We start from the raw sequence: 26302 nt of genomic DNA, 5'->3' as shown, positions 1-26302 counted from the left end.
GCGTTGCGTAATGGAGGGCACATGCAGTTCGAGAGCCTGGCCAGTTTTGTGAATGACAAATCCGCGGTCCCGCAAAAGGGGTCCGTGGCCGTTGTTCTGGTCGAGGACAGCGTGGAAGTGGACACGACACTGCGCCACCATCAGCAGGCCGGCTTTACCCATGTGATCGCCCTGATGCCCCGGGACTTCGAACTGCCGCGCGATCTGGAAAGCACGGTCATTCGCATCGACTATGACTTGTCGGCCGCCGGAGCGCCCGAAGCGGCCGTCAACACGTTGATCGAGGCGGTGCCTGCGGGCACGTGGATGTATTACTGCTACAACGCCGAATACCTGTTCCACCCGTTTTGCGAGACGCGGACGGTTGGCGAAATGCTTGCCTTTCACACCGAAGAGCGGCGTGATGCGATGCTGACATACGTTATCGATCTGTACGCCGATGATTTGTGGGCCCATCCGAATGCCGTCGCACTGGACTGTGCGCATCTGGACAAGTCGGGCTATTACGCCCTGGCCCGTCCCGATGCATCAGGTCACCCCAAGGAACGCCAACTGGATTTCTTTGGCGGCCTGCGCTGGCGGTATGAGGAACATGTGCCCAGCATCCGGCGCAAGATTGACCGGATATCGCTGTTCAAGACCAAACCGGGCCTGATCCTGCGCGATGATCACACGTTCAACGACGAAGAATACAACACCTTTGCCTGTCAGTGGCATCACAACCTGACCTCGGCGATCTGTTCGTTCCGCACGGCCAAGGCGCTCAAGCTGAACCCGGGCAGCACATATGACATCGAAACGTTCAAGTGGCACAACTCCGCCCCGTTCGAGTGGCACTCGCGCCAATTGCTCGATCTGGGGCTGATGGAACCCGGCCAGTGGTTCTGATGGGCCTGTAGCGGGCGTGATCTGTCTGCACGTTAACCGTGGATAAACCGTACACCGCTAAGCCAAGGGGGATCCGAGAACTGGAACCCACGTGTCACCTGGCGCCCAAAACACCCAAACAACACCCTGCTACTACGCACCCGAAACGTCATCTGGGGATTTGGAGCAGCACAATCTGCGTGTTCTGATTGATGAGGCCGCGACACTGCGCGGGCTGACAATCCAGATGTCCTTGCGACTGATGTCGCTGGCCGCTGCGCCCGATGACACGCAGCGCCAAGACCTGCAGGATGAGTTTCAGGTGCTGTTCGCGCAATTCCAGGCAAATATGGACATGCTGTTCGGAACTTCGCCGCCACCACCGGAACACCGCGATCATGTCGCGTGGATGCGCCAGATTGCCGGGGCCAACGCACAGCGCCGCGCGCTTCTACTCGACGTCGAACACCGCATTCGCGCGGTCGCGCAATCGCTGGACGCCGGGCATGTCCCGACCTTTGTTGAGGCGCGCGGCTTCTTTGACGCGCATTGGCCAATTGTGCGCGACAAGCTGACAGAGGTGATCTGGGACCTGTGGGCCGATCTGGACGCGAGAAAGACCAAGGCCATTGACGAGAATGCCGCGCTGAAGGTTACGCTGCAGAAAACACTGGCGGATATCAAATTGTTCTCGGCGGCCATACGCATGATCGCGATCAACACCGCCGTCCTGGCGACACGCCCGCAGGACGCGGGCACGGGGTTCCAGGTTATCTCGAACGAGGTAAAGCGGTTGTCCGAAGATATCGACGCCAGCACGAACCGCGCCAATGACGCGTTGTCCGAGCTGTTGTAGGCAAATCACCGCAACAGCGGGAACCAGTCCGTACGCAAGCGCTGCCCGGCGGCCATGTCGTGCCCCGGAAACGGCGGTGACGTTGGCCCCGGACGTTCGACATAGCGGGCATCGTCCCCGACCAGCCGCAGGGAAAAGGCGCGCCGCCTCGATGCGCTGTGATTGCCACGCGCCCCATGTAACGTGCGGAAATGGAAGGCGACGGCATCCCCGGGCTCCATCTCGAACTCCACGATGCGCATGCCCTCCGCCTCGGGGTCCGGCACGGGCAGGTAATCACCTTCAAAGAAGGCCGCCTCCGACACCCAGCGGGTTGGCACCACGTCCTTGGACCAGAGATGAGAGCCTGCCACACAGCGCAATGTCGCATCGCGCACGGGATCGAGTGGTGACCAAAAGCTGATCGTCTGCTGCCCTTCGACAAAGTAGTAGGGGGCATCCTGATGCCAGGGCGTCGCCATGGAGGTACCCGGTTCTTTCACCAGCACGTGGTCGTGAAACATCTGGACCGACTGCGAGCCCATCAGGGTTGCCGCAACCTCAGCCGCCGCAGAGCGTTCGATCACGTCGCGAAATTCGGGAATGCGCTGCCAGTTGCAATAGTCATCAAAGAACAGGCCTGTTTCACCCGCCTTGTCATTGGTCGAGGCATAAGGGCCGGGTTCCGCCATGTTGCGTTCCACACCGGCGCGCAAGGTTTCAACGTGGTCTGCAAACAGGCCCCGGATCAAGACAACGCCATCCGCACGATAGGTCCGCGCGTCGTCAGCCGATACAAGGTCCACGAACGTCGTTAGCTCTTGCGCCGCAGGCGGATCACAACATCAACCGAGGCGATTTCGGCTCCTTCAGGCGCATCGGGAAGCTGTGCGATGACCAGCTGATCTGACGGTGCGTCCGTCAGTTTCGCGTCGTCTTCCCAGAAAAAATGCGGATGGTCATGCGTGTTGGTGTCAAAATAGCTCTTTGAGCCGTCGACCGTGACCTCTTGCATCAGACCCGCATCACAAAAGGCGCGCAAGGTGTTGTAGACGGTCGCGAGCGACACGGCCTCGCCCTGATCCTTGGCGGCTTCAAACAGGCTTTCTGCTGTTACGTGTCGGTGCTGGCCGTCGCCGATCAGCAATGCGGCAAGCGTCACGCGCTGACGCGTCGGGCGCAGGCCTGCGCCTGCCAGCCATGTGCTGCCTACTTGGTGCTGATCGTGTGTCATCGCGTCCTCGGGTTGCACTTACATATAAAGGGTCAATTTCCTGCAATTCAATCGCAAAAAGGGAACGCTGCATTATGCCACACGCCCGAAAAAGCCCATCTGCTCAGAGGCGCTGAACGCGCGACCCGGCGTGTCATAGTGTGACAGCACGGCCACGATCCGCGATGTGGACCCGCGCACCGTCGAGACCCGGTGCGCCGTGTTGACCCCCAGAAACACGTTCAGCGTGCCCGCTGTTTGTGGCAGTTGCGTGGGCGTGATGCGCCCTTCCAACAGATCGGCAATGCCTGCGTGGTTCGGATCATCGTCGCTGCGCAAATCCTGCGCGTATTCGAACACGCCGCCCTCTGATGGCTCTTGCAACAACAGCGTCGTGGTAAAGATCGACCGGTCAAAGTGCCAATTCAGTGCTTCGCCCGCGCGGTATTCCAGTACGTTGAGGCCCGCCAACGCGTCATCCATCACATAAAGGTTCGGACGGTTCATAACGGCGGCGAGGAAGGTCGCAAAGGCTGGCCATTGATAGAGCTGGTCCAGCGCCGTGCCGCGCAACTGGTCATGGCACAGCGTATGGTTGGCGGTTTCGACCTTTTGCAGTGCCGGATCGTCAGCGGCCAGTCCATCCACTGCATCCTTGAAGTAGATGTTGTGCCACCGACTGTGGTGAAACGACTCCGTCGCCATACGGGGGTGCACGTGGGCAAGTGTCTGCGACAGGACTTGCGGTCGCATGAACCCCTCGAAGTTGAACAAACCGTCGCGGGCGAGACCCTGTTGGGCCTGTGCCACAAGGCTGTCCCACGCAGCGCTGCCGGGTTTGTCGAGCGGGTATCGATCCAGATCAATGAGAGTGTCCATGGCTGTGAACCTGCCCCAGATGCTGCGCTCCTCGCAAGGGGATGTGTTGCGCACCCCTGCCCTCATACACTTGCACCCGCGGGCCTCGCGGTGCTAGAGGACCCGGAACCCGAATGCGGGCATGTGCGCGACGACAAGAGGCCAGAATGGCAAACTACCCCACCAGTTTCGACAAAGATGGCCTGCTGAAATGTGCCCGCGGCGAATTGTTCGGCCCCGGCAACGCACAGCTTCCCGAGCCGCCCATGCTGATGATGGACCGCATCACGGATGTCTCCGGCGATGGCGGCGCACACGGCAAGGGCCACATCGTCGCCGAGTTCGATATCTCACCGGATCTGTGGTTCTTTGACTGCCATTTCCCCGGCAATCCCATCATGCCCGGCTGTCTGGGCCTGGATGGTTTGTGGCAGCTGACCGGCTTCAACCTCGGCTGGCGTGGCTGGCAGGGGCGCGGCTACGCGCTGGGTGTGGGCGAGGTCAAGCTGACCGGCATGGTCCGGCCAGACCGCAAGATGCTGACCTATTACGTCGATTTCACCAAGGCAATCCAGACCCGGCGCCTGACCATGGGTGTGGCAGACGGACGGGTAGAAGCCGACGGCGAAGTGATCTATCAGGTCAAGGATATGAAGGTCGCTCTCTCCGAGAGTTGAGCCGGAACCGGACCAAGAAAAGGACCATCAACATGCGTCGCGTCGTCATCACCGGATTGGGGATCGTTTCTTCTATCGGGAATAACGTGGACGAGGTTTTGGCCTCTCTGAAATCGGGCACATCCGGCATCGTTGCCAGCGAAGAGATGGCAGAGCACGGCTTTCGCAGCCAGATCGCTGGTACGCTTAAACTTGATGTCGCCGATCATGTGGAAAAACGTGCGCTTCGGTTCATGGGACCCGGTGCCGCCTATGCCCACATCGCCATGACACAGGCCATCGCGGATGCGGGCCTGGAGGAAAGCGATATCGTGAACCCCCGCACCGGACTGGTTGCAGGCTCCGGCGGCCCATCGACCTCCGCCATGCTGACTGCACATCAGACCGTGCTGAAAACAGGCGCGACCAAGCGCATTGGCCCCTTTGCGGTGCCGAAATGCATGTCTTCGACCATCAGCGCGAATCTGGCGACCGGGTTCAAGATCAAGGGCATCAACTATTCCATCACCAGCGCCTGTTCCACCTCGCTGCACTGTATCGGCAACGCGGCCGAGCAGATCATGATGGGCAAGCAGGACGTGATGTTCGCCGGCGGCGCGGAAGAACTGGACTGGACCTTGTCCTGCCTTTTCGACGCGATGGGCGCGATGTCGTCCAAATACAACGACACGCCCGAGCGGGCGAGTCGTGCCTTTGATGCGCACCGCGACGGGTTCGTGATTTCCGGCGGTGGTGGCATCGTCGTTCTGGAAGAACTGGAACACGCCCGCGCGCGCGGCGCCAAGATCTACGCCGAGGTGACAGGCTACGCCGCCACATCGGACGGGCACGATATGGTCGCCCCCTCCGGTGAAGGGGCCGAGCTTGCCATGCGTCTCGCACTCGACACGCTGCCAGACGACCGCAGCGTCAGCTACATCAACGCGCATGGCACCTCGACACCTGCCGGTGACGCCCCCGAAATCGCCGCCGTGCGTCGCGCCTTCGAAGGGGGTATTCAACCCCCTGTAAGCTCGACCAAATCCATGACCGGCCACTCCCAAGGGGCCGCCGGCGCGCTCGAGGCGATCTTCAGCCTGCTGATGCTCGAACATGACTTCATCACGCCATCCATCAACGTCGACACACTGGACCCGGCGTTCGAGGCAAGCGAGATTGCGACCAAGCTGGTCGAGAATGCAGGGCTGGACAGCGTCATGACCAACTCGTTCGGCTTTGGCGGTACAAACGGGTCGATGATCCTTTCGAAATTTCACGGGTAAGTGGTTTACATGTCTGATCTGCTCAAAGGAAAACGCGGTCTTGTGATGGGCGTTGCCAACGAACGCTCAATCGCCTGGGGTATCGCCAAGGCGATGCATGAGGCGGGTGCAGAGCTGGCCTTTACTTACCAGGGCGAAGCATTCGGCAAACGGCTCGAGCCGCTGGCAGCCAGTGTCGGGTCCGACTTCATGGTCGACGTGGATGTGACCAACGACGCATCGCTTGATGCGGCATTCGATGCGCTCGGCGCACGCTGGCCGACGATTGACTTTGTCGTGCATGCCATTGCTTTTTCTGACAAATCCGAGCTGACAGGCCGGTTCCTGAATACGTCACGTGCGAATTTCAAACACTCGATGGATATCAGCGCCTACAGCTTTATCGAGGTTGCGCGCAGGGCCCATCCGATGATGATCGACAATGGCGGCACCCTGCTCACACTGACCTACCAAGGGTCCAACCGGGTTGTCCCGAATTACAACGTGATGGGCGTGGCCAAAGCAGCCCTCGAATCCGCAACACGCTATCTGGCCAATGATCTGGGCCCGGAAGGCATCCGCGTGAACGCGATATCCCCCGGCCCGATGAAGACGCTGGCGGGTGCGGCCATTGGCGGTGCGCGCAAGACCTACAAGCACACGGATCTGAACGCGCCCCTACGCTCCAACGCGACCCTCGAAGCAGTTGGCGGCACGGCGGTCTACCTGTGTTCTGACGCCGGTGCCTGCACGACGGGCGAGATCATTCGCGTTGATGGTGGGTTCCACGTGCTGGGCATGCCGCAACCGGACCACCTCTAAGTCCAAAATTTGCCAGATTGCGCTGATACGCTCAACGCATGGATATGGCCCAACTTGACCGCGCGCGCCGTCACGAGCGCAAACTGGAACGCCGCGCTGCCCGCACGCGCCGCTCCAAGTGGTTGGGACGCTTGTTGTTTTCACTGACCGGTATGGGATTGCTGCTGTTGCTGCGTCTCAATCCGGACGCGATTGAAGCGGCTGTCGCGCACTTGCATGACGTGCCATCACGCTCGCAAATCGCGACACTGCAAACACCCGAAGCTGTTCAGGTGCGCACGATGCCAACTGACGTGACTCCGGTCAGACGCGGTGGCGCATTGCCCGGCAACGGAACACGCGCACCCCAAGCGGACACGCAAGCCCAGGCCGACAATGTCGCCCACAAATTGCGCTCTCTCAGCCCGGGTGGCTGAGGCGCGGCCAAGTTGCGTGAGGTGAAAGCCTCAAGCGGCGTCGAAAGACACCACTTCAAAATCGAATTTCAGATCCTGCCCGGCAAGAGGGTGATTGGCGTCCAGCATCACTTCGGTCTCACCGATCTGCGTGACCGTCACGGGCATGGGTTGGCCCTGCGGGGTCTGCATCTGCAACTGCATGCCCACCTCCAGCGGGATTTCCGCCGGGATCGCGTCGCGCGGCACACCCTGGCTCAGTTCCGGGTTCACCGGCCCATAGGCCTGATCGCAGGGAATGCTCACCACCTTCTTTTCGCCCGCAGCCATGCCGGGCAATGCCACGTCCAGCCCCGGTATGATCTGCCCCGAGCCGACGACGAACTCGAGCGGGTCGCGCCCTTCGGAGCTGTCAAAGACGGTGCCATCCAGCAAAGTCCCCGTGTAATGAATGCGCACGGTGTCCCCGTCCTTGATCTCGGCCATTTGTGATACTCCCAACATTTCCTGTGCAACAACAGGTGACACACACTGCCTGTGTTGGGCAGTAGGGTAAACCCCACCCGTCCCTTTTCCTTTCGCCCCTCTTTTCGTCTGCGCAGGACCATGCCACTGTGCCGCCAACAGGAGGCCGCACATGCCCATCACCACCTGCATCTTTGATGCTTACGGCACGTTGTTCGATGTCGCCGCCGCAGCCCGCCAGGCCGCCACCGAACCGGCCTTTGCCGCGATCAAGGACACATGGCCAGCGCTGGCCGAGCACTGGCGCCAGAAGCAGTTGCAATACACATGGCTGCGTGCCGTCACGGGTGCACACACGGATTTCTGGCAGGTCACGCAGGACGGGCTCGACTGGGCTCTTGAAAAAACGGGGCACCACGGGGATGCCGTACTGCGCGAACGCCTGCTTGCCCTTTACTGGGAACTTCAGGCTTACCCGGAGGTGCCCGCCATGCTGCACAGCCTGAAAGACGCCGGGCTGAACACTGCGATCCTGTCCAACGGCTCGCCCGATATGCTGGCCGGGGCAGTGACATCGGCAGGCATCGCGGATGTACTGGATGACAGCCTGTCGGTCCAAAGTGTGGGCGTTTTCAAACCCGACGCGCGGGTCTATGACCTTGTCCGCCAACGCTTTGGCTGCGCCAAGGACGAGGTCTTGTTTGTCTCCTCCAACGGGTGGGACGCTGCTGCGGCCACGGGATACGGGTTTCGCACAGCGTGGGTGAACCGCGCAGGCGAGCCGGTGGACAGGTTGCCATGGACGCCCTCGGATGTACTCAGCGATTTGACCGGCATTCCCATGCTGGCTGGGATCTGATGGCAAAGTTTACGACTTCTGACGGATTACAGCTGTTTTACACGGACGACGGTGCGGGCCTGCCGCTGCTGTGTCTGCCAGGTCTGACGCGCACCACGCAGGATTTTCAGTATGTCGCGCCGCACCTGCCCCCCTGCCGGCTGATCTGCATGGATTATCGCGGGCGTGGGCAGTCCGAGTGGGACAAGACCTGGGCCAACTACACACTGCCGATCGAAGTCCGGGACGTGATGGAGCTGATGGATCACCTGTCGCTGTCCTCGGTCGCGATCCTTGGCACGTCACGGGGTGGGCTGAACGCGATGGGCCTGGCTGCGGCGGCGCCCGAACGTCTGCTGGGTGCCGCACTGAACGATGTGGGGCCCGAACTGAACCCGGCTGGCCTAGGTGCCATCATGGTCTATCTGGGCCGCCGCCCAGCCGCACGCACCCATGCCGAAGCTGCGGCTGCGCTTGCGTATGTCATGCGCGGTTTTGACAACGTCCCAGCCGAACGGTGGCTGCAAGAGGCCCGCACGCATTTTGTCGAAACCGAGGATGGGCTCGATATCACATACGACCCGTGCCTGCGTGATGCGGTCGAGGCTGGTGGCGAGGTCCCTGATTTGTGGCCATACTTCGATGCGCTTGCGGGCAAACCACTTTGTTTGATCCGGGGCGCAAACTCGGACCTGCTGAGCGCGGACACCGCCGCAAAGATGCAGACCCGACGCCCGGACATGATCTATGTCGATGTGGCGGATCGTGCCCATGTGCCGTTTCTGGATGAGCCCGAGGCCGTAGCGGCGCTGACAGCATGGATGGAGAAGCTGGCATGAACATCGACATGATCCGCGCGGCAGCGCAGCGGCTGGACGGGCACGCGCGCCTGACGCCCTTGTTGAACTCTCCCTTTATTGACGAGATCGCGGGTCGCCGTGTCTGGATCAAACCCGAATGCCTGCAACGCACCGGCAGCTTCAAATTTCGTGGCGCGTGGGCAGCGGTATCTGCACTTGATCCAGAGGTGCGGGCCAAGGGCGTTATCGCCTTTTCCAGCGGCAACCATGCCCAGGGCGTCGCACATGCGGCAACACTGCATGGCGTGTCGAGCGTGATCGTGATGCCCAGCGACGCCCCGGCCCTCAAGATCGCCAACACCAAGGCACTGAGGGCCGACGTCGTGCTGTATGAGCGTGGCAGTGAGGATCGCGACAGGATTGGTGCGCAACTGGCGCAGGAACGCGGTCTGACATTGATCCGCCCGTTTGACGAGCCAGAGGTGATCGCCGGTCAGGGCACTACGGGCCTTGAGATCGCGGCGCAGGCGGCAGCCGTCGGCGTGACTGAGGCCGATGTGTTGGTGTGCTGCGGTGGCGGCGGCCTGACCAGCGGCATTGCCCTGGCCCTCGAAACGGATGCGCCGGGCCTGCGCGTGCGCCCGGTTGAACCGGAAGGGTTTGACGATGTGGCCCGCTCCCTTCGCTCGGGCGGGATCGAGCGGAACAACGCAACCAGCGGCAACATCTGCGATGCGATCATCACCCAGCAACCCGGCGATATCACCTTTCCGATCATGCAGCGGTTGTGCGGGCCCGGGTTGGTCGTATCCGAAGACGACGCACGACAGGCCATGGCGCAGGCGTTCCTGCGCCTGAAACTGGTCGCCGAACCGGGGGGCGCTGTCGCCCTTGCTGCCGCGATCTGTCGGCAGGACGCCATAGAGGGCGAAGACGTGGTCGTCACGATTTCAGGCGGAAACGTGGACCCTGATATTTTTGCCCAGAGCTTGGACTTTTTGAAATGACCGACTTCACCATTGCCAGTTTCAACGTCAAGAACCTGATTGGACCGGATAAGGAATACTACAAGTTCCAAAGCTACACGCCCGAAGAATACGCGTGGAAGACCGATTGGCTGGCCGAACAGATCCAGACCATGGATGCCGATATTGTCGGCTTTCAGGAAATCTTTGAAGAGAGCGCGCTGCGCGACGTGATTGCCCAGGCCGACGTCGAAGGAATTGAGGGGAATGACGCACATATCCCCGGCCCCAACAAACGCTACCGGCGCAAGGCGATCTTTCGCAAGCTGGCCTATCGCCCCTACTCGAACGCGGCCCTTGCCGTTGCGCCCAATGCCAACGATGGCGGTGCGGGCGCGCGCCGTCCGGGCGTTGCGATCCTGTCGCGGCTGGGCTTTGTCGGGGCACCCGAAGTCATCCAGGACCTTGCCGAACCGCTGGTCGTTGATTTCGGCCCCATGGGCCCTGACGGGGGTGGCGCGTTTCGTCTGACCCGCCTCAGCCGCCCGATCCTCAAGGTGCGCGTGCCGGTGGGCGATCATGTGGTCACGGTGTTCAACTGTCACCTGAAATCCAAACTGGGCGAGTATGTACGCCCCCAGGGCGCCGCATTCCCGCCAGAAGCGGACCTGACGCAATACGACCCCGTGGGCCGCGCCCTAGGCGGGTTGCGCGCGGCACTGCGCCGCACGGCCGAAGCCTGGGTGTTGCGCCGCGCCATCGTGGCCGAGCTGCAGGCAGGCCATCCGGTCATGGCCATGGGCGATTTCAACGACGGCGAACATGCGGTCAGTTCGGAAATCATCAGCGGCGAACACCCGTTCAAGAACTATGCGTGGATGCTGCGCCATGATGCCGAGACACCCCGCGACCGCTACTCCGAAGCGGAAGATGCGCACATCCGCGAGGATATCGAGGCTGTCCGCCTGCACTCGGCCGAAAAGCAATTCGTGCGCGCCTCGGCACGCGACATGGTGTATACGGCTGCGTTTGGCGGCGTGTATGAAAGCATCGATCAGATCTACATGTCCCGGCACTTTCTGCCTGACGCGAAGGGAAGTATCGGGCAGATGGACTATTTCAGTGTGCTGAACGATCATCTGACCGATGGCAGCCACGCCGAAGCTCCGTACAACAAGCTGGCATCGGATCACGGGCAGATCATCGCCCACATGCGACTGAAGGACTAAGCATCATGCACATGGCAGATTTGGGCGACGTGCGCCTGCACTACCGCATTGACGGCCCCGAAGACGGCGCGCCGGTGGTTTTTGCCAACTCTCTGGGCACCGACATGCGCCTGTGGGACCCGATCCTTCCGCTGCTGCCTGCGGGCCTACGCATCCTGCGCTATGACAAACGCGGGCACGGCCTGTCGACCTGCCCGACAGGTCCCTACAGCATGGGCGCCTTGGTTGGTGACGTGGAAAAGCTGATGGACATGACGGGCTTCAAGGACGCGTTGTTCGTGGGGCTGTCAATTGGCGGTTTGATTGCCCAGGGTCTCGCGGTCAAACGGCTGGATCTCATGCGCGCCATGGTGCTGTCCAACACGGGTGCCAAGATCGGCACCCAGGCGATGTGGGCCGATCGTATCGCAGCTGTCGAGACGGGCGGGATCGAAGCCCTGGCCGATGCGACGATGGAGCGGTGGTTTTCCAAGACCTTCCTGGGCACACCCGCGCTGGAACTGTGGCGCAACATGTTGGTGCGGCAGGAGGATGCCGGCTATGCCGGGTGCTCGGCCGCGATTTCAGGCACCGATTTCTATGCCACCACCGCAACGCTGCGCCTGCCCACGCTGGGCATCGCCGGCAGCGAGGACGGCGCGACGCCGCCCGACCTGGTCCGCGAAACCGTTGATCTGGTGCCCGGCAGCAAATTCCATCTGATCCGCCGCGCAGGCCACCTGCCCTGTGTCGAGCAGCCCGAGGAATATGCCCGCGTCCTATCCGACTTCATGCGTGACACGGGGCATATCTGAGCGATGGCGGCCAGCGTCTTCTCTTCGGCTCTCTACGGCCCTCTGTTCGGGACCGGAGAGGTTGGCCGCCTGTGGTCAGACAGTGCCGAAGTGCGCGCGATGCTGCTGGTCGAGGGGGCCTTGGCCAAGGTGCAGGGCGCGCAAGGCGTGATCCCCGAACTCAGCGCCGCGTTTATCCACCGATCCAGCCTCGAGGTGCAGATCGACCCTGCAGGCCTGGCCAAGGCAACGGCGCAAAACGGTGTCAGTGTGCCCGGTCTGGTTACCGCGTTCCGCACGGCGATGGAGGCACCTGAACACGCGCAATATGCCCATTGGGGGGCGACCAGCCAAGACATCATCGACACGGCGCTGATGCTGCGCCTGCGCCAGACCCTCGCGACAATCGAAGACCGCTTGCGCGCCTTGCTTGGCCACTTGGGCGCAGAGGCGGCGCAGCACGCCGAAACGGTCATGCCTGCCCGCACCTACGGGCAGCACGCAACGGCGACCTCGTGGGGTGCGGTGCTGGCCCAATGGGGCATGCCGCTGGCCGACGCGGTGGAGCGTTTGCCCGCCTTGCGCGATGGCGCCTTGTGGGTGTCTCTGAGCGGGGCCGCAGGTACATCTTCCGCCTTAGGCCCCCGCGCGCCGGAAACACGCGCAGAACTGGCCAAGGCCCTCAACCTCGCTGATCCGGGGCGCAGTTGGCACACGGATCGCGGCCCGATCCTGCGGATTTCAAACTGGATGGCCGATGTCGTGGCAACACTGGCCGCGATGGGCGACAGCCTGATCGGGCTCGCGGGGTCGGATACAGGCGAAATACGTCTGGGTGGCGCAGGCGGGTCCTCGACCATGCCACAAAAGCAGAACCCGGTTGCACCTTCGGTCCTTGTGGCGCTGAACCACCAGATGGGCGGATTGCGCAGCACGCTGCAAGCGGCCAGTACGCATCAGTACCAGCGCGACGGCGCGGCCTGGTTCACGGAATGGATGGTCTTGCCGCAAATCGCGCTATGCGCTGCCGCCTCTGTCGAAACTGCAGACACGCTGATGCGTCAGGTCACGCCCGTGCCGGACCGGATGGCAGCTCATGCAGGGGGGCTGGGCCTGATCCACGCCGAAGCGCTGAGTTTTGCCCTGGCCGCGCACATGCCGCGCCCCGAGGCACAGGCCGAAACCAAGGGGCTGGTGGCGCACGCGATCGAAACTGACACACCGCTGGCGCAGGTGGCTCGTGCGGCCCACCCGGACCTGCCGCCCACCTTGTTCGATGCAAGCGCACAAATGGGACAGGCCCCTGCCGACGCCCATGCCTTTGCCAACCGCGTGGCCCAGCTTTGAAACTGCCCGTCGTTTTCATCCTGCTGACGGTGATGATTGATGCGATGGGCATTGGCCTGATCGTGCCGGTGATGCCCGCGCTGATGCAGGATGTGCTTGGGCCCGGGATCGGATCAGCCGCGCAATGGGGCGGGATACTGGCGACGACCTTTGCGGCGATGCAATTCCTGTTCGGGCCGCTGTTGGGGGCGCTATCGGATCGCTACGGGCGCAGACCCGTTTTGCTGCTGTCCCTCTTGGTCCTGGCGCTCGACTACCTCGTGATGGCGGTGGCCGGTTCGATCTGGCTGCTGTTTGCCGGGCGTGTCGTGGGCGGCATCACCGCCGCCACCCAATCGACGGCCAACGCCTATATGGCTGACATCTCCAGGCCCGAGGAAAAGGCCGCGCGCTTTGGTCTGATCGGCGCGGCCTTTGGCATGGGGTTCGTGTTCGGGCCGGTCATTGGCGGTGTGTTGGCCGAGTATGGCACGCGCGCCCCGTTTTACGCCGCTGCGGCGCTGGCAGCCGCTAACGGCGTGTTCGGATACTTCGTTCTGAAAGAGACGGTCGATGACCGCATCCGCCGCCCCTTTGAATGGCGCAGGGCAAACCCACTTGGCGTTTTCTCGCATCTGGCCAAGCTGCCCGGTCTCGGCCCGCTCCTGATCGTCTTTTTCATCTACCAGGTGGCCTTTACCGTCTACCCGTCGGTCTGGGCCTATTACACAACCGAGCGGTTCGACTGGTCACCCGGTATCGTGGGCCTGTCGCTGGGGCTGTTCGGCATTTCCATGGCCATCGTACAGGGCGGATTGATACGCCCCATCCTGCGCCTGTTAGGAGAGCGCGGCGCGGTCATCTATGGCCACACAGCGGATTTCGTCGTGTTCGCGCTGATCGGCGTCGTCAGTTCCGGCACGTGGTTGTTGATCCTGACACCGCTCGCGGCTCTGCCCGCCGTGATCACGCCCGCGTTGCAGGGCATCATGTCAAAGGCCGTGCGCGACGATCAGCAGGGTGAGTTGCAAGGCGCGCTGACCTCGATCACCGCCTTGGCCATGATCCCGGCCCCCTGGATCATGGCAAACACGTTCGCCCTGTTTATCAATCCGAACATGCCCGTCTACCTGCCCGGTGCACCCTTCTTTCTGTCGGCCCTCTTGGTCGCGGTTGGCGTCATTGTGTTTCTGCGTGCCGGAAAAATCGCACCCTCCCCCGGCGTCACTGGTCAGCCAGCGCCCTAATCGGTCGCATTCGCTCTTGCGAGGGTCGCCATCCTGCGCCACCGTCCCAAAAACCGAAACGCGACGCGCGCGCAATGCGCGCAACAAGGGACGATATGCAAACCATCAAAGCCGCTGTGTGCCATGCATTTGGCACCCCCCTCGTGATCGAGGACATCCTGCTGCGCGCCCCTGATGTGGGCGAGGTCGAGGTCACACTGGACGCCGTGGCCATCTGCCATTCCGACATCTCCTATGCCGAAGGCAGCTGGGGCGGCAGCCTGCCAGCCGTCTACGGACACGAAGCTGCGGGCGTGGTAAGTGCGGTTGGCCCAACCGTTACCGGGCTTCAGGTTGGCGATAGCGTGGTCGTCACCCTGATCCGCTCTTGCGGCACCTGCCCGTCCTGCGCGGGCGGCAAGCCCACGATTTGCGAAACACCCTATGACGGGGACAAGGGGCCGATCCGCACTGCGGACGATGGCAAGCTGCACCAGGCCATGGCCTGCGGCGCCTTTGCTGAAAAGGTCGTGGTTGACCAGAAACAGCTGGTGAAAATCCCGGCCGACATTGCCAAGGATGCCGCCAGCCTCATTGCCTGCGGCGTGATCACCGGCGTCGGCGCCGTCGTGAACGCCGCCGGGTTGCGCGCCGGGCAGGATGTGGTCGTGATCGGCGCAGGTGGCGTCGGCTTGAACGCCGTCCAAGGGGCCCGGATCGCTGGGGCACGCCGCATCGTCGCCGTCGACATGACCGAGGACAAGCTGGAAGATGCCAAGGCCTTTGGTGCAACCCATGGCGTGCTGGCCACCGGCAAATCGCCCTGGCGCGCGAGTTACAAGGCGTTGGGCGGCAAGGGGGCCGAGGCGGTGATCGTCACCGTTGGCGCGATACCGGCTTATCAGCAGGCCCCGCGCTACCTTGGCCGGGGCGGCAAGGTCGTGATGGTCGGTATGCCGCCGTCGGGCGCAGACGCCGCCTATGAACCTGCAATCCTTGCCGCCATTGGTCAGGGCATGGTGGGATCGAAAATGGGCGACGTGGTGATCCAGCGTGACATCCCCTGGATCGTCGACCTCTATCAACAGGGGCGTTTGCAGCTTGATAGCCTGATCTCGGGGCGCTGGTCGCTTGACCAGATCAACGAGGCGATTGCCGACACCAAGTCGGGCAATGCCCGCCGCAACGTGATCGTGTTCGACCGCTAGATCAGCGCAGCCCCAACCAAGGCTCACTTGGCAAGATGAAGGAGCGGAGCAGCTCATGAAACTGCAGGACCTCGATATCATCGTCACCGCACCGCCTGCCCCCGGCTGGGGCGGGCGCTACTGGATTTTGGTCAAGCTGACGACCGATGACGGGATTGTCGGCTGGGGCGAATGCTATGCCTCCTCCGTCGGGCCAGAGGCGATGCGCGCCGTGATCGAGGACGTGTTTGCGCGCCACATGGCGGGTGAAAACCCCGAGAATATCGAGCTGATGTTCCGCCGTGCGTTTTCGGCAGGCTTTACCCAGCGCCCCGATCTGACGGTCATGGGCGCGTTTTCGGGGCTCGAAATTGCCTGTTGGGACATTCTGGGCAAGGCGCGCGGACGGCCCGTGCATGCGCTGCTGGGTGGCCGGATGAACGATCGGATCCGCGCCTATACCTACCTTTACCCCCTGCCCCACCACGATCTGAACGATTTCTGGACCTCGCCCGAAATGGCGGCCGAGGCGGCCCTCGACTGTGTGAACCGTGGATATACTGCCGTGAAGTTCGACCCGGCTGGCCCCTACACGTTGCGCGGCGGGCACATGCCGGGGATGCGCGACATCTCGCAATCGGTGGCCTTCTGCAAAGCAATCCGCGAAGCGGTCGGGGATCGCGCCGATCTGCTCTTTGGCACCCATGGGCAGTTCACGACCGCCGGTGCGATCCGGTTGGGCCAGGCGCTGGAACCCTACTCACCGCTCTGGTTCGAAGAACCCATTCCCCCGGATGCGGTGGAAGAAATGGCCAAGGTCGCACGCGCGGTGCGCATCCCCATTGCCACTGGTGAAAGGCTGACGACAAAGGCCGAATTCGCGCCCGTGTTGCGCAGTGGTGCGGCCACGATAGTGCAACCGGCACTGGGCCGTGCCGGCGGGATTTGGGAGATGAAGAAAGTCGCCGCCATCGCCGAAGTCTATAACGCCCAGATGGCCCCGCACCTCTACGCCGGGCCAGTGGAGTGGGCAGCGAATATCCAGCTTGCCGCGTCCATCCCAAACATCCTGATGTGCGAAACGATCGAGACGCCGTTCCACGACAAGTTGATCAGGGGATCAATCCGGGTCGATGGCGGGTTCATCACGCCGCCTGATGCGCCGGGATTGGGCATCGACGTGGACGAGGAACTGGCGCGCGCGCATCCCTACACCGGCGACGGTCTGCACCTTGAGATGCAGGAAGCACCCTGTGACTACGAACACGGCAACAGTTTCGAGGGTGGCGCACCGGCCCCGCGCGACTAGGGGTAAAGGCGCACGGCGGACACCGCGATATCCGCCTCCATCTTGCGCCCAATGGCCAGAATGCCGATGCGGCGCAGGCGTGCCGGGTCAAAACTGGCCTCGGTGCGGTGGGCGGTGACATCCGCAAACGGGATGCGGATTGTCGTCCACGTGGCTGGGGCGGTGAACGCTGTGCGAAAAGAGTGCCAGGGCCGGGTCAGCGCGTCAGTACGCAAACGCAGATCGTAGGTTTCCCCGTTGCCCCGCACATCAAGGGCGATGCCGGAATAGCCACTGGCATCGAACACCGCACCGTCCGCCAGATCAAAGGCGATCTGCACAAAGCCACCGTTGTTGTCGAGCGAGACTGTGCCGCTTAGCCGCGTTGCCGCACGTCCGTCGACAACAACCGCCTCGGCCCGGCCGCGTGACACACCGCCCATGACGGTGTCGGCGACGTATTCCCAGTCTGGTTTCAGGTCTAGCATGGTTTCCTCGGCCAAGAGAGGTGCGCACAGCAACACATATGCCGCAATCCAACCAGTCGCGCACCGCAAGGCGCAAATCACCCTTGGGCTCGTGCAGCACCTATGGTGAGGGCGTTCAGCTTGGCATAGGCAATCTCGGGATCGACCGAACCGAAGCCTGCGAAGGTGCCAAAACCGCAATCGCTGCCCGCGATTACGCGATCCTCACCCACGATGCCGGTAAACCGTTCAATCCGCTGGGCCACCACCTCGGGATGCTCGACAAAGTTGGTGGTCGTATCGACCACGCCGGGGACGAGCACCTTGTCATCGGGAATCTCGCCCTTGCGGTCGCGAAACACCGTCCATTCATGGGCGTGGCGGGGGTTCGAGGTTTCAAACAGCACATAGCGCGCCTTGGTCGACATCAGCGTGGGAAACACGGTGTCCATGTCGATGTCGCAGGTATGCGGCCCCTCGTAATTGCCCCAGCAGATGTGCACGCGCACCTTTTCGGCAGGCACATCAGCCAGCGCGTGGTTCATCGCCTCGACATGGGCGTCGGCGATCTTGACGAATTCGGCATCGCTGAAATCGGCAAACAGCATGTGGCGGCTGAGCGCGAGGTCGGGGCAGTCGAGTTGCAGATCAAGGCCCGCCGCGACAATCGTCTCGTATTCCGCCTTCATCGCGTCCGCCAAGGCCGCGAGATAGGCATCGCGCGTCGGGTAAAAGTCGTTCTGCAGGAACAGCGAGATGACACCCGGCGAGGCTGCGTTCATAAAGCCGCGCGTTGCCCCGTGTTTGGCCATCGCCGCCTTGAGGTTGGCAATGTCCTTTTCCAACTCGCCCTGTCCACGGCTTTTCACTTCGCCCGTGCACATTGGGCGCGCGTATTTCGGCGTGCCGCCATCGTCCGCCAAGCGTTTGAGAAAGCTGGGGAATTGCTTGAGGTCGGCAGGCGCATTACGCGGGCTGTCACCGGAAAAGCCGGTATAGCGGTCTTTGACATAGGTCGCATAGCTGATTTTGGACGTCTCGCCGTCACTCACGATGTCGATGCCTGCGGCGACCTGCTTGGCCACCGTATCATCCACCGCCAGTGTCATCGCCGCGTCAAAGGCGGCCTGATCGTAGGTTTCCCCATTCTCGCGGGCAAAGATGAAATCGACCACCTCCTGGGTACGGGGCAGACTGCCGGTATGCGTGGTGAGGATGGTCAATGGATGTCTCCCTGGTCTTCTTCGTCCTTGCGCGCCATGAGCACGCTGTGTTTGTTCGTGTCCGGGTCTTCGGCCAGAAAGCCGGTCAGGCGCAGGCCGTTTTCCTCGAGGCAGGTGGCATAACCCGCAGGCGAAAGAGAGGCGTGATACACCGCCTCTCCGCCCACCGTTCCGCTGGCCTCCCCAGCCTTTGGCCCAACGGTTAGCAGCAGCGAGCCGCCCGGGGCAAGGTGGCGCGCCATATGCGCAATGCAGGTACGTTGTTCGTCAGGCGTGAGGTGAAAAAGCTGTTCCAGGCGACAATCCCGTCAAAGGTGTCGCCCAGATCAAGGCTGCGCATATCGGCCGTGCGCCAATCCCCGTCCGGCCAGCGCTGGCGTGCGATGTCGAGCATCGAGGTCGCAAAATCGACACCGGTCACCCGGAACCCTTCGGCGATGAACCAGCGCGCGATGGGATCACCCGCACCGCAGCCCAGATCCAGCACACGGCCCCCGGGTGGCAAAGTGCCGGTAAAGCGCGCAAGCCAACGCGCCTCGAACAGGGCGCGCGAGCGTGCCTTGTCATAGGTTGCCGCCTGACGTTCATAGATGTCCTGTGTCGCGTCCGGAGAGGCCTTTATCCCTGCCATGTCGGTCCTGCCGGGTCGTCCGTGGCAACGATGTGATAGAGCGATGCCTCGCCCGTCATGGATGGCACTGCACTGTGCGAAAGGCCCTCGGGCACGCTCATCGTGTCACCGGGGGCAAGCGTTGTCGCGCCCCCATCCCATGTCACACGCCAGTGTCCGCGCATCGGCATCAGGACTGATGGGCGGTCATGCTGGTGCATATCCTCGGTCGCGCTGCTACGCGTGACAAAGTCCACCTCGAACCCCGGCTTGTCCCGGATGATCCCCGTCTCGCCAATCACCTTGCAGGGACCGTGCTGGGCCAGCGCGACCATGTCGTTGTAACGACGCACGCCCATGCCGACGACCTCCATGGGCGACATTTCGGGATAGGCTTTCAACTCCGCTTCCGTCAGCAGTGGCATCGGGTTCACGCCACTCGGCAGGCTCTCGCCTTTCTTGCTGTCATAGAGCTTGCCGTTTTCCCCTAGCACAAGCCCATGATCGGTGGCGTCCTCGATCACTTGAGGAGCCCAGATCACGCCGCCCCCGGCGTCGTCCCCGCCAAGGATCGCCATGATCATCCCGTAATCGGTGCCGATGTTTTCGAACCCGCGGAAGATGCCGGTGGGGATGTTGATGATATCGCCCTCTTCCAACACCACCTCACCCGCTGTGCCCCAACGCCCCCAAAAGAAACGCCAGCGCCCTGACAGGACAAAGAACACCTCGGCCGTGCGGTGACTGTGGAGAGAGTTGCGGCATTTGGGTGGTTGGCCCGCAGCACCGATGTTGAAGCCGTGCGGGATGGCAATGTGCACGTGCTGATCGGGGGATTCCGACACACCACCGCCGATGATGGTAAAGTTTTCCTTTTGATCGGACCCGGGCGTGTGCGCGTCGATAAAGGCAGTCTTGCAAGGGCGCAGGTCACCATAGCGCACGACGCGCGGCTCCATCTCGGCGGGGGTCATGTGGGGGTCCTTTCGGGTGGTAAGAGGGGGTCGGGCAAGGGATCGCCCGGACGGGTTTGCGTCATGTCGGCGTGGATCCAGACCATGCGGTCCACGAACCAGACCTTGGGCAGGATGGTCGCGATCAGGCCCAGCAAAGTGGCCCAGGGGTTCAGCACGATCAGCCCGTAGATCAGGGGCAAGGTGCCGATGGCTGAGAGGACTGTTAGCATATGGGCGGCGCGGATGTGATGTGTGGGGATGTCGTGGCGGTCGCGGGCGAGAAAGATACGCTCGCCCAGCGTGCCGCGCGCAGCCCAACTGCCGAAATCGTGCGGCGGGGCAAAGGCGCGCGGATTTGCCCAAGTCCAGACCGCCGCCAGCACGAATAGGGGCAGTGCCCACCAGCCAATCCACTGGCGCGCATAGATGGCGGCCACCATCAGGGGCAGACAACTGAACCGCGTCCAAACGCTCGCCGGATTGGCATGGCGGCGCCAATCGGCGTCCTCCATCCACATCAGGCGTTCCGCGGCGCGGTAGATGTCCATTACCCTTGCCCTTTCAGCGCGGCATTCTCGGCCTCAAGCGCAGCTATGCGCGCGTTCAGCTTGTCCATCTCTGGCCCCACCAGCTGCGCGATTTCGGACGCATCAAAGCGTGGCGTGATGAACTGGGGGCAATTCCAGTCAAAGGCCGCCAACCGGATCGTGACAAGGCGTTCGACCGGCCCCTGCCCGTCAACAGCAAGCCGGGCGGCGAGGTCCGGATCATCCGCCGCATTCACAAACGTCGCATGGCCTTGCAGTTTCATCCGGGCTTTGCGCGGGTAGTCCATGGCAAAGAGTGACACCCGGTCGTCGTGCCCGGTGTTACCATGGCTGATATGCTGCTTGTTGCCCTTGTAGTCGGCAAATGCCAGCGTGTGATCATCCAGAACCTTGAGGAATCCGACCGGCCCACCACGGTGCTGCACATAGGGCCAGCCGGTTTCGGACACGGACGCAATGTAGATCGAGCTGCGGCTTTCCAGAAAGGCGATGTCGTCCGGGCCGAGCGCGCGCGTGCGCGGCCCGTAAGAGCGCGCGTATTTCTCACGCATGCCCTCAACCTCCTGCAAGGCCTGTACGGCAGGCGTAAACATCAGTTCATCATAGCGTTGCATGTCTCATGTCCTCTAACCGCCCGCAGATCGCGCGGGTCAGACTGAGTTGGGGACCAGATGGTTCCAATACAAGCACGGAGGCCACCCTATCCTGTGTGAAGCAGGATCTGTTTCCAGATCGCCGTCTCATCAAACAAGGCATATTCGCGGCGCAGGCCCCATGGGCCAAACTCGGCATGGCTGATGCCCAAGACGTACACCTCGGCCCCCGTCGGCACCCCGAAGTAACCCCATCCATCATGCTTGCCGTGCAAGGCCCAGCGAATGGCGGCACGCGGCGGCATCATGTCGTCGTCGCGCCCGATCTGGTGGTCGATGGTGAATGTCGCATCCGGGAAGGATGCCCGCAATCCCATCCAGAACTGATCGACCGGGCCATGGCCGTGGCCCGTCACGCCGCCCGGGTATTCCGATTGCACGGCGCGGTCGTACTCCGCCGGGATCGCGGCCATGTCCGCCCCCATGATCCGGGTCAGGATGTCGGCGTATTTTTGACCCCAAGCGTTGTAATTGCCGCGCCCTGTGTAGGGTCCGGGTTGATCCGTCGCGGGGGTAAGAGGCATCGTTGCCTTGTCCATCCCCCCTCACGATCGATCAAATCAGCGGCGTAGGCTTTTGCCTCCCATCCGATCTGGTTCACGATGGCCGTCTGATCGCGGATCAGCCATTCGTCGTTAATCTGGTCGTTGATCGCGTGACAATCGGCAATGATCCGGTATTGCAGCTTTTTCCCGCTGGCCGGTCCATAGACCCCGTCTGCGGTATGGGTCGCCGTCGACAGGATCCGGTGCGAGGACAGCATCCCCTCTTCCGGCGTGCCGGACCAGATCACATCCTCGCCCAGCAAGGTGCGGTCGGGAAACTCGGCCAATGTGGCCATGGTCGCCCCGATCACCTTTTCGTTGCCGATCACTACGGAGGCTGGCGAGCGCACGACGATGTCGGGGCTGTAATAGTGGTGCAGGGTCGCAATGCCGCGATCTTCCCAAATCTCCTTGGTGATGCCGATGATGTAGTCCGGGAAATCCTTCCACCGGTTCGAGAAACCCTTCATGAGGTCCATCCTTTGGGAATGCGGGCCGATCCGCGCAGGATGAGCGGGCCATCCAATGCGACGCGGCGGGGTTTGGTATCGGGATCGTTCAGGCGATCCATCAGAATGTCGACTGTGGCTTGCGCCATCTGCCCGGCAGGCTGGCGCACAGTGGTCAGGTCATAGCTGGGCCAGGCGGCGAGGGTCACATCGTCATAGCCGACAACAGACACATCGCCCGGTACGTCCAGCCCCAATTCAAACCGCAGCACATCCATGACGGCAAAGGCCATGTGATCGTTGGCGCAGAACACAGCATCGGGGCGGTCAGGGCCTGCGAACATGTCCCGCGCGACATCCTTGGCCTGCTCGAAATTGAAATCGCTGATACCGCGTGCAGCAAGGCTCAGCCCTGCGGCATCAAGGCCCGCCACAAACCCCGCCTCGCGGTCACGCTGGGTCGAGGCGCCCTCCCACCCGGCGACATGCGCGATACGGGCGTGCCCACCAGCGACCAAGAACTCCGCCAGCTTGCGCCCGCCGTGGTAGTTGTCTGACGTCACCGCAGACAGGCGGTCGTCATCCTGCGCGCGGTTGAACAGGACGATGGGAATGCCTGCCGCTTCGCAGCGCTGGGTAAGGTCATTGGACATGCCGACGCTGGCGGCGATGATCCCGTCCACCTGATAGTCGAGCAGTTCGGCCATGACCTCGTCCGCTTCCTCACCCGAGTTCGAGGCCATGAAGACAAGCACGTGATAGCCCTGTTCCTGCAAACTGCGGCTGAGCCGTTCGATGGCCTCGGGGTAGAACTGGTTTTCCAGATAGGCGACGACCAGACCGATGATGCGGCTGCGGCCCGTGATCAGGCTGCGCGCCAACACGTTTGGGCGGTAGCCAAGCGCGTCGGCAGCAGAGCGGACCTTGGCCGCTGTGCGTTTGGACACAGAGGCCCCCGGTGTGAACACCCGACTGACAGCCGAGCGGGACACGCCCGCACGTTCTGCCACATCCAGTGCTGTCACCTTTTCACCCATCAGTCCGCTGTCCAACCCCCGTCAATCAGCATGGATGTGCCCGTGACCATGGCCGAAGCATCCGAGGCCAGGAAGAGAACCGCGCCCATGATGTCCTCAACCTCGCCCACACGGGGCAGCTTGATCTTGTCCATGATCCACGCGTAACGCTCGGGGTCCTGAAACGATTTCTCGGTAAAGGCCGTGCGGATGAAGGTCGGGCAGATCGTGTTGATGCGGATATTGGCCTTGCCCCACTCGATGGCCATGGCTTTGACCATCCCCTCAACCCCATGTTTCGTGGCGCAATAGACAGCCCGATCAATGCCGCCGACATGGCCCATCTGCGATGAGATGTGGATGATCGAGCCGGGCTTGCCCGCCTCTGTCAGCGCCCGCGCGGCGGCGGTGGACAGGAAATAGGCCCCCTTGAGGTTGATGCCGATAACGGCGTCAAAATCCTCGGGCTGTGTCTCCATCGACGGGCCGTGGCGGGCCAGACCGGCCGAGTTCAGCACGATGTCGAAGGGCTGGGCAAAGGCGGCGTTGACGGCATCCGTATCGCTTTGATCGAGTTGCAGCGCTTCGGCGCTCCATCCCTCGCCATGCATCGCACCAACCACCTCGGCCAGCGCATCCGCGCGGCGCGCAGCACAAACCACATGCGCGCCCGCCTCGGCCAGCGCGACGGCGCAGCCAAGGCCAATGCCCGAAGACGCGCCCGTCACCAGTGCGCGCTTGCCGGATAGATCGAAGGACGGGGTACGGGGCAGCGCGCTCATCTTGCGCACCCGGTTTCAGGATCAAACCCTGCCCGCGCCTTGTTGAACTCACGCATGCGCGCGAACACGTCCACGCCGATCTGATCATACATGTGCAGCAAATCCACCATCACCCAATTTTCCCGTATCAATCCATTCTCGAGCCGCCAGAAGTCCAGCGACCGCATGGCAATCTTCTTATGGGTTGGCGGCAGACCGAGCCAGCCCCCGTCGGTGATGGTCTGATACATGTTGGGCCAGCCCGTGACGGCGGCATAGGCGTGATCGCCAAAGAAGTGGTAGTTGATTTCGTCCACATATTGGCCGCGATCCGGCATGGCGTTCAGGAACGGGATCTGGTGCCAGTTGCGAAAGCCTGCGATCCCGCGCCCGGTGCCGATGCCCGCAGGGCCGTACCATGTCATCCTGGGATGCCAGAACCGCTCCATCTCCATCACCTCGGGGCCACCTTGGGAAGGGTGCCGTTTCATATGCTCGAGCATGTCGATGATGGTGGCGCAGGTCGCCTCGCCTATTTCGTCGTCATAAGGACCGGGCACAAGCCCATCGCAGGTCGCGGGCCCCGGCACGTGCCATTCGCGCCCAAGCGACGGCGCCAGAGGCCAGGCCCCGGCCTGCATCATCACCTCCGGGATGTCCCACAGCGCCTGCATCTCAACGATCTTGCCGCCTTCAAAGCGGTAGAATTCGTGGAACCGCATGTGGACCATGTGACCAGTCGGCGGGATATCGAGCCAGGGTGCAACAAACGTACCCGTATAGTAACCGCCGCACCCGACCCAATCATTCCCTTCGGGCGTTGGCCCTGCCATGACAATGTAGTCGCGCCGCTCCAGATCGGGGATGGCCTTGCGCAGGGGGTCATAGACCTTGTCCAGATAGGCGTCGACGCCCTGCGTGGTCTCGAACGGAAAGGCGAGGTGAAAGACGACGTCCGGCGCGCAGAGGTCATGCAGGGTGCGCCGTATCGTCGGCAGGTCAAAGTCGTACATTGCCGCCCGCAGAGGGGCGATCAGGGCCTTGTGCGTGTTGTGTGGATCGCTCATGCGGCCTGCTCCTGCAGGCGCGCGAACAAGTCCACGCCCATTTGGGCAAACAGATGGATCATGTCGACAAACACCCAGTTCTCGGTGAATTGCCCCTCGGTGCGCAGCCAGAAATCGAGACCCGAGACCTCGATAGCCGCGCCTGATGCCGGATGGCCCAGATAGGGCCCGGAATGCGTCCCCACGACGCCCATGGGGCCGGAAGCGGCGAGCATGCGACCTTCGGCAAAGAGGCTTTCCAGATGCATCACCTTGCGGTCGGGAAATGCGATCAGCCAGGGCTGCTGGTGCAGGGTTTCGAATTCTGCCAGCGACAGGCACGCGCCAATGCCGCCCGGGCCGTACCATTTGATATTGGGATGGAAAAACCGTGCCATGCCCATGCTGGACAGATCGTTTTCATCAAAACTGTTCAGGCCACCAAAGATGAAATCGCGCCCAAACGTCAGCGTATGCTTTGTTTCAGACACGTCCTGAGATGCAGTGAGAACCCCATCATACCCCGTCGGCGCGGGATAGACATGCGCGGCCCCTTTTGGGCGCGGCAGAACCGGCATCCCGATCTGATCGAACCAATCGACAAAGTCCCAGATGGTTTGTGCATGGGTGATGTTGCCGCTGGCATCGAAGCGCAGGAACTCACCCCAGCGGATGCGCAGGTCATGAGGGGTGGCGGGAATGCCAAAGACCGGGGCGGACGCCCGCCCTGTATAGTACCCTGTCCCTGCCACCCAATACGCGCCGTCCTCTCCGCTTTCATGCGCGGAGGACTGGTCAGCCATGAAGATGTGCGTCTGGCGTTTCAAGTTCGGGATGGACGCGCGCAGGGGGGCAAACATCGCGTGCACGATGCTTTGTGCGCTGGTGTGCACGCCAATGGGTTCCGGCCCCTGCCACTGGGCCAGCGCGGGCAACAGCGCCACGGCAGAGTCGGGATCGCGATCAAGGGCCGCCCACAGGGTGAGCGCGGTTGCCTTGTTGCGCTGGTTCTGGTCGCTCACA

General features: G+C 62.4%; 30 protein-coding genes and 1 pseudogene. 15 read left to right on the top strand and 16 right to left on the bottom strand.

Annotation, left to right across the window (positions count from 1 at the left end; genetic code table 11):
• Window positions 1-21 precede the first annotated feature (21 nt).
• The gene (locus ACMHLQ_RS18195; RefSeq protein ID WP_415402110.1) at window positions 22-888 is read left to right on the top strand and encodes a glycosyltransferase family 2 protein; all 867 of its coding nucleotides are present in this window, start codon (window positions 22-24) and stop codon (window positions 886-888) included.
• Window positions 889-1048: 160 nt separating this feature from the next.
• Window positions 1049-1723 carry a hypothetical protein gene (locus tag ACMHLQ_RS18190; protein WP_415402109.1) on the top strand — a complete coding sequence of 225 codons (675 nt, stop codon included), beginning with the start codon at window positions 1049-1051 and terminating at the stop codon, window positions 1721-1723.
• A 5-nt stretch (window positions 1724-1728) separates the two neighbouring features.
• Here ACMHLQ_RS18190 and ACMHLQ_RS18185 read toward each other — a convergent pair whose 3' ends face one another.
• The 3 genes from ACMHLQ_RS18185 to ACMHLQ_RS18175 all read right to left on the bottom strand — a co-directional run bounded on the left by ACMHLQ_RS18185 (window position 1729) and on the right by ACMHLQ_RS18175 (window position 3794).
• Window positions 1729-2508, bottom strand: coding sequence for a phytanoyl-CoA dioxygenase family protein (locus tag ACMHLQ_RS18185; protein WP_415402108.1), 780 nt, complete (start codon window positions 2506-2508; stop codon window positions 1729-1731).
• An 8-nt stretch (window positions 2509-2516) separates the two neighbouring features.
• Entirely contained in the window at window positions 2517-2936 is a 420-nt protein-coding gene (gene irr, locus ACMHLQ_RS18180) for a Fur family transcriptional regulator Irr (RefSeq protein WP_415402107.1), read from the bottom strand.
• A gap of 72 nt (window positions 2937-3008) precedes the next feature.
• Window positions 3009-3794 carry a 2OG-Fe(II) oxygenase gene (locus ACMHLQ_RS18175; protein ID WP_415402106.1) on the bottom strand — a complete coding sequence of 262 codons (786 nt, stop codon included), beginning with the start codon at window positions 3792-3794 and terminating at the stop codon, window positions 3009-3011.
• A 146-nt stretch (window positions 3795-3940) separates the two neighbouring features.
• On the opposite strand from ACMHLQ_RS18175, the gene fabA reads away from it, so the two are divergent.
• Genes fabA through ACMHLQ_RS18155 form a run of 4 tightly spaced genes read left to right on the top strand, consistent with a single transcriptional unit; the run spans window position 3941 to window position 6929 of the window.
• On the top strand, window positions 3941-4450 hold the full coding sequence (fabA, locus tag ACMHLQ_RS18170; RefSeq protein WP_415402105.1) for a bifunctional 3-hydroxydecanoyl-ACP dehydratase/trans-2-decenoyl-ACP isomerase: 510 nt from the start codon (window positions 3941-3943) through the stop codon (window positions 4448-4450).
• A 32-nt stretch (window positions 4451-4482) separates the two neighbouring features.
• Window positions 4483-5712, top strand: a complete 1230-nt coding sequence (gene fabB, locus ACMHLQ_RS18165; RefSeq protein WP_415402104.1) for a beta-ketoacyl-ACP synthase I — start codon at window positions 4483-4485, stop codon at window positions 5710-5712.
• A 9-nt stretch (window positions 5713-5721) separates the two neighbouring features.
• Window positions 5722-6513 (top strand): enoyl-ACP reductase, encoded by a 792-nt coding sequence (locus ACMHLQ_RS18160; protein ID WP_415402103.1) that lies wholly within the window; start codon window positions 5722-5724, stop codon window positions 6511-6513.
• A 44-nt stretch (window positions 6514-6557) separates the two neighbouring features.
• Window positions 6558-6929, top strand: a complete 372-nt coding sequence (locus tag ACMHLQ_RS18155) for a hypothetical protein (RefSeq protein ID WP_415402102.1) — start codon at window positions 6558-6560, stop codon at window positions 6927-6929.
• 30 nt (window positions 6930-6959) lie between these two features.
• On the opposite strand, the gene ACMHLQ_RS18150 is transcribed toward ACMHLQ_RS18155, so the two are convergent.
• Window positions 6960-7394: an FKBP-type peptidyl-prolyl cis-trans isomerase gene (locus ACMHLQ_RS18150; RefSeq protein ID WP_415402101.1), complete on the bottom strand. Its 435-nt coding sequence runs from the start codon at window positions 7392-7394 to the stop codon at window positions 6960-6962.
• A gap of 151 nt (window positions 7395-7545) precedes the next feature.
• Here ACMHLQ_RS18150 and ACMHLQ_RS18145 point away from each other — a divergent pair, with 151 nt between their 5' ends.
• The 9 genes from ACMHLQ_RS18145 (at window position 7546) to ACMHLQ_RS18105 (ending at window position 17026) form a co-directional block, all read left to right on the top strand.
• Entirely contained in the window at window positions 7546-8232 is a 687-nt protein-coding gene (locus ACMHLQ_RS18145) for a haloacid dehalogenase type II (RefSeq protein WP_415402100.1), read from the top strand.
• Window positions 8232-9050, top strand: coding sequence for an alpha/beta fold hydrolase (locus ACMHLQ_RS18140; protein WP_415402099.1), 819 nt, complete (start codon window positions 8232-8234; stop codon window positions 9048-9050). The genes ACMHLQ_RS18145 and ACMHLQ_RS18140 overlap by 1 nt, the downstream gene beginning before the upstream one ends.
• On the top strand, window positions 9047-10018 hold the full coding sequence (locus ACMHLQ_RS18135; RefSeq protein ID WP_415402098.1) for a threonine ammonia-lyase: 972 nt from the start codon (window positions 9047-9049) through the stop codon (window positions 10016-10018). The genes ACMHLQ_RS18140 and ACMHLQ_RS18135 overlap by 4 nt, the downstream gene beginning before the upstream one ends.
• Window positions 10015-11205: an endonuclease/exonuclease/phosphatase family protein gene (locus ACMHLQ_RS18130; protein WP_415402097.1), complete on the top strand. Its 1191-nt coding sequence runs from the start codon at window positions 10015-10017 to the stop codon at window positions 11203-11205. Before ACMHLQ_RS18135 ends, ACMHLQ_RS18130 begins: the two co-directional genes overlap by 4 nt.
• Window positions 11206-11210: 5 nt before the next feature.
• Complete coding sequence (gene pcaD / locus ACMHLQ_RS18125) at window positions 11211-11999, top strand: 3-oxoadipate enol-lactonase (protein WP_415402096.1); 789 nt, start codon at window positions 11211-11213, stop codon at window positions 11997-11999.
• A 3-nt stretch (window positions 12000-12002) separates the two neighbouring features.
• Window positions 12003-13325, top strand: coding sequence for a lyase family protein (locus tag ACMHLQ_RS18120; RefSeq protein ID WP_415402095.1), 1323 nt, complete (start codon window positions 12003-12005; stop codon window positions 13323-13325).
• Entirely contained in the window at window positions 13322-14551 is a 1230-nt protein-coding gene (locus tag ACMHLQ_RS18115) for a TCR/Tet family MFS transporter (protein ID WP_415402094.1), read from the top strand. Before ACMHLQ_RS18120 ends, ACMHLQ_RS18115 begins: the two co-directional genes overlap by 4 nt.
• 95 nt (window positions 14552-14646) lie before the next feature.
• Window positions 14647-15738, top strand: a complete 1092-nt coding sequence (locus tag ACMHLQ_RS18110) for a Zn-dependent alcohol dehydrogenase (RefSeq protein WP_415402093.1) — start codon at window positions 14647-14649, stop codon at window positions 15736-15738.
• Window positions 15739-15793: 55 nt separating this feature from the next.
• Window positions 15794-17026, top strand: a complete 1233-nt coding sequence (locus ACMHLQ_RS18105) for a mandelate racemase/muconate lactonizing enzyme family protein (RefSeq protein ID WP_415402092.1) — start codon at window positions 15794-15796, stop codon at window positions 17024-17026.
• On the opposite strand, the gene ACMHLQ_RS18100 is transcribed toward ACMHLQ_RS18105, so the two are convergent.
• From ACMHLQ_RS18100 to ACMHLQ_RS18045, 12 genes and pseudogenes are all read right to left on the bottom strand, one after another.
• The gene (locus ACMHLQ_RS18100; protein ID WP_415402091.1) at window positions 17023-17493 is read right to left on the bottom strand and encodes a CIA30 family protein; all 471 of its coding nucleotides are present in this window, start codon (window positions 17491-17493) and stop codon (window positions 17023-17025) included. The genes ACMHLQ_RS18105 and ACMHLQ_RS18100 overlap by 4 nt on opposite strands.
• A gap of 77 nt (window positions 17494-17570) precedes the next feature.
• The gene (locus ACMHLQ_RS18095) at window positions 17571-18695 is read right to left on the bottom strand and encodes a cobalamin-independent methionine synthase II family protein (protein ID WP_415402090.1); all 1125 of its coding nucleotides are present in this window, start codon (window positions 18693-18695) and stop codon (window positions 17571-17573) included.
• Window positions 18692-18937 carry a hypothetical protein gene (locus tag ACMHLQ_RS18090; protein WP_415402089.1) on the bottom strand — a complete coding sequence of 82 codons (246 nt, stop codon included), beginning with the start codon at window positions 18935-18937 and terminating at the stop codon, window positions 18692-18694. The genes ACMHLQ_RS18095 and ACMHLQ_RS18090 overlap by 4 nt, the downstream gene beginning before the upstream one ends.
• Window positions 18898-19326, bottom strand: coding sequence for a class I SAM-dependent methyltransferase (locus ACMHLQ_RS18085; protein WP_415402088.1), 429 nt, complete (start codon window positions 19324-19326; stop codon window positions 18898-18900). Before ACMHLQ_RS18085 ends, ACMHLQ_RS18090 begins: the two co-directional genes overlap by 40 nt.
• The gene (locus ACMHLQ_RS18080; RefSeq protein WP_415402087.1) at window positions 19314-20279 is read right to left on the bottom strand and encodes a cupin domain-containing protein; all 966 of its coding nucleotides are present in this window, start codon (window positions 20277-20279) and stop codon (window positions 19314-19316) included. Before ACMHLQ_RS18080 ends, ACMHLQ_RS18085 begins: the two co-directional genes overlap by 13 nt.
• Window positions 20276-20809: a DUF6653 family protein gene (locus tag ACMHLQ_RS18075; protein ID WP_415402086.1), complete on the bottom strand. Its 534-nt coding sequence runs from the start codon at window positions 20807-20809 to the stop codon at window positions 20276-20278. The genes ACMHLQ_RS18080 and ACMHLQ_RS18075 overlap by 4 nt, the downstream gene beginning before the upstream one ends.
• Window positions 20809-21423, bottom strand: coding sequence for a pyridoxamine 5'-phosphate oxidase family protein (locus ACMHLQ_RS18070; RefSeq protein WP_415402085.1), 615 nt, complete (start codon window positions 21421-21423; stop codon window positions 20809-20811). The genes ACMHLQ_RS18075 and ACMHLQ_RS18070 overlap by 1 nt, the downstream gene beginning before the upstream one ends.
• An 86-nt stretch (window positions 21424-21509) precedes the next feature.
• Window positions 21510-22477: pseudogene (locus ACMHLQ_RS18065) on the bottom strand (ester cyclase).
• Window positions 22474-23493: a LacI family DNA-binding transcriptional regulator gene (locus ACMHLQ_RS18060; RefSeq protein ID WP_415402084.1), complete on the bottom strand. Its 1020-nt coding sequence runs from the start codon at window positions 23491-23493 to the stop codon at window positions 22474-22476. The pseudogene ACMHLQ_RS18065 and the gene ACMHLQ_RS18060 overlap by 4 nt, the downstream one beginning before the upstream one ends.
• Window positions 23493-24254 (bottom strand): SDR family NAD(P)-dependent oxidoreductase, encoded by a 762-nt coding sequence (locus ACMHLQ_RS18055; protein ID WP_415402083.1) that lies wholly within the window; start codon window positions 24252-24254, stop codon window positions 23493-23495. The genes ACMHLQ_RS18060 and ACMHLQ_RS18055 overlap by 1 nt, the downstream gene beginning before the upstream one ends.
• Window positions 24251-25300, bottom strand: coding sequence for an ester cyclase (locus tag ACMHLQ_RS18050; RefSeq protein ID WP_415402082.1), 1050 nt, complete (start codon window positions 25298-25300; stop codon window positions 24251-24253). The genes ACMHLQ_RS18055 and ACMHLQ_RS18050 overlap by 4 nt, the downstream gene beginning before the upstream one ends.
• Window positions 25297-26301, bottom strand: coding sequence for an ester cyclase (locus tag ACMHLQ_RS18045; protein WP_415402081.1), 1005 nt, complete (start codon window positions 26299-26301; stop codon window positions 25297-25299). The genes ACMHLQ_RS18050 and ACMHLQ_RS18045 overlap by 4 nt, the downstream gene beginning before the upstream one ends.
• Between the last annotated feature and the right edge of the window lies 1 nt (window position 26302).

This window comes from Tateyamaria algicola (assembly GCF_047715485.1).
Taxonomy (GTDB): Bacteria; Pseudomonadota; Alphaproteobacteria; order Rhodobacterales; family Rhodobacteraceae; genus Tateyamaria.
Note: the sequence above shows the minus strand (reverse complement) of the source record. Positions and strands in the feature narration are given on the sequence as shown.

What these genes read in the sequence shown, in the direction of transcription:
- ACMHLQ_RS18120 (WP_415402095.1), top strand. Translation starts at nt 12,003, where the DNA reads ATGGCGGCCAGCGTCTTCTCTTCGGCTCTCTACGGCCCTCTGTTCGGG.
- ACMHLQ_RS18070 (WP_415402085.1), bottom strand. Translation starts at nt 21,423, where the DNA reads ATGCAACGCTATGATGAACTGATGTTTACGCCTGCCGTACAGGCCTTG.
- ACMHLQ_RS18145 (WP_415402100.1), top strand. Translation starts at nt 7,546, where the DNA reads ATGCCCATCACCACCTGCATCTTTGATGCTTACGGCACGTTGTTCGAT.
- ACMHLQ_RS18160 (WP_415402103.1), top strand. Translation starts at nt 5,722, where the DNA reads ATGTCTGATCTGCTCAAAGGAAAACGCGGTCTTGTGATGGGCGTTGCC.
- irr (WP_415402107.1), bottom strand. Translation starts at nt 2,936, where the DNA reads ATGACACACGATCAGCACCAAGTAGGCAGCACATGGCTGGCAGGCGCA.
- ACMHLQ_RS18105 (WP_415402092.1), top strand. Translation starts at nt 15,794, where the DNA reads ATGAAACTGCAGGACCTCGATATCATCGTCACCGCACCGCCTGCCCCC.
- ACMHLQ_RS18155 (WP_415402102.1), top strand. Translation starts at nt 6,558, where the DNA reads ATGGCCCAACTTGACCGCGCGCGCCGTCACGAGCGCAAACTGGAACGC.
- ACMHLQ_RS18055 (WP_415402083.1), bottom strand. Translation starts at nt 24,254, where the DNA reads ATGAGCGCGCTGCCCCGTACCCCGTCCTTCGATCTATCCGGCAAGCGC.
- ACMHLQ_RS18050 (WP_415402082.1), bottom strand. Translation starts at nt 25,300, where the DNA reads ATGAGCGATCCACACAACACGCACAAGGCCCTGATCGCCCCTCTGCGG.
- ACMHLQ_RS18100 (WP_415402091.1), bottom strand. Translation starts at nt 17,493, where the DNA reads ATGCTAGACCTGAAACCAGACTGGGAATACGTCGCCGACACCGTCATG.
- ACMHLQ_RS18175 (WP_415402106.1), bottom strand. Translation starts at nt 3,794, where the DNA reads ATGGACACTCTCATTGATCTGGATCGATACCCGCTCGACAAACCCGGC.
- fabA (WP_415402105.1), top strand. Translation starts at nt 3,941, where the DNA reads ATGGCAAACTACCCCACCAGTTTCGACAAAGATGGCCTGCTGAAATGT.
- ACMHLQ_RS18195 (WP_415402110.1), top strand. Translation starts at nt 22, where the DNA reads ATGCAGTTCGAGAGCCTGGCCAGTTTTGTGAATGACAAATCCGCGGTC.
- ACMHLQ_RS18075 (WP_415402086.1), bottom strand. Translation starts at nt 20,809, where the DNA reads ATGGACATCTACCGCGCCGCGGAACGCCTGATGTGGATGGAGGACGCC.
- ACMHLQ_RS18085 (WP_415402088.1), bottom strand. Translation starts at nt 19,326, where the DNA reads ATGGCAGGGATAAAGGCCTCTCCGGACGCGACACAGGACATCTATGAA.
- ACMHLQ_RS18140 (WP_415402099.1), top strand. Translation starts at nt 8,232, where the DNA reads ATGGCAAAGTTTACGACTTCTGACGGATTACAGCTGTTTTACACGGAC.
- ACMHLQ_RS18150 (WP_415402101.1), bottom strand. Translation starts at nt 7,394, where the DNA reads ATGGCCGAGATCAAGGACGGGGACACCGTGCGCATTCATTACACGGGG.
- ACMHLQ_RS18110 (WP_415402093.1), top strand. Translation starts at nt 14,647, where the DNA reads ATGCAAACCATCAAAGCCGCTGTGTGCCATGCATTTGGCACCCCCCTC.
- ACMHLQ_RS18090 (WP_415402089.1), bottom strand. Translation starts at nt 18,937, where the DNA reads ATGGCGCGCCACCTTGCCCCGGGCGGCTCGCTGCTGCTAACCGTTGGG.
- ACMHLQ_RS18130 (WP_415402097.1), top strand. Translation starts at nt 10,015, where the DNA reads ATGACCGACTTCACCATTGCCAGTTTCAACGTCAAGAACCTGATTGGA.
- ACMHLQ_RS18080 (WP_415402087.1), bottom strand. Translation starts at nt 20,279, where the DNA reads ATGACCCCCGCCGAGATGGAGCCGCGCGTCGTGCGCTATGGTGACCTG.
- ACMHLQ_RS18060 (WP_415402084.1), bottom strand. Translation starts at nt 23,493, where the DNA reads ATGGGTGAAAAGGTGACAGCACTGGATGTGGCAGAACGTGCGGGCGTG.
- ACMHLQ_RS18135 (WP_415402098.1), top strand. Translation starts at nt 9,047, where the DNA reads ATGAACATCGACATGATCCGCGCGGCAGCGCAGCGGCTGGACGGGCAC.
- pcaD (WP_415402096.1), top strand. Translation starts at nt 11,211, where the DNA reads ATGCACATGGCAGATTTGGGCGACGTGCGCCTGCACTACCGCATTGAC.
- fabB (WP_415402104.1), top strand. Translation starts at nt 4,483, where the DNA reads ATGCGTCGCGTCGTCATCACCGGATTGGGGATCGTTTCTTCTATCGGG.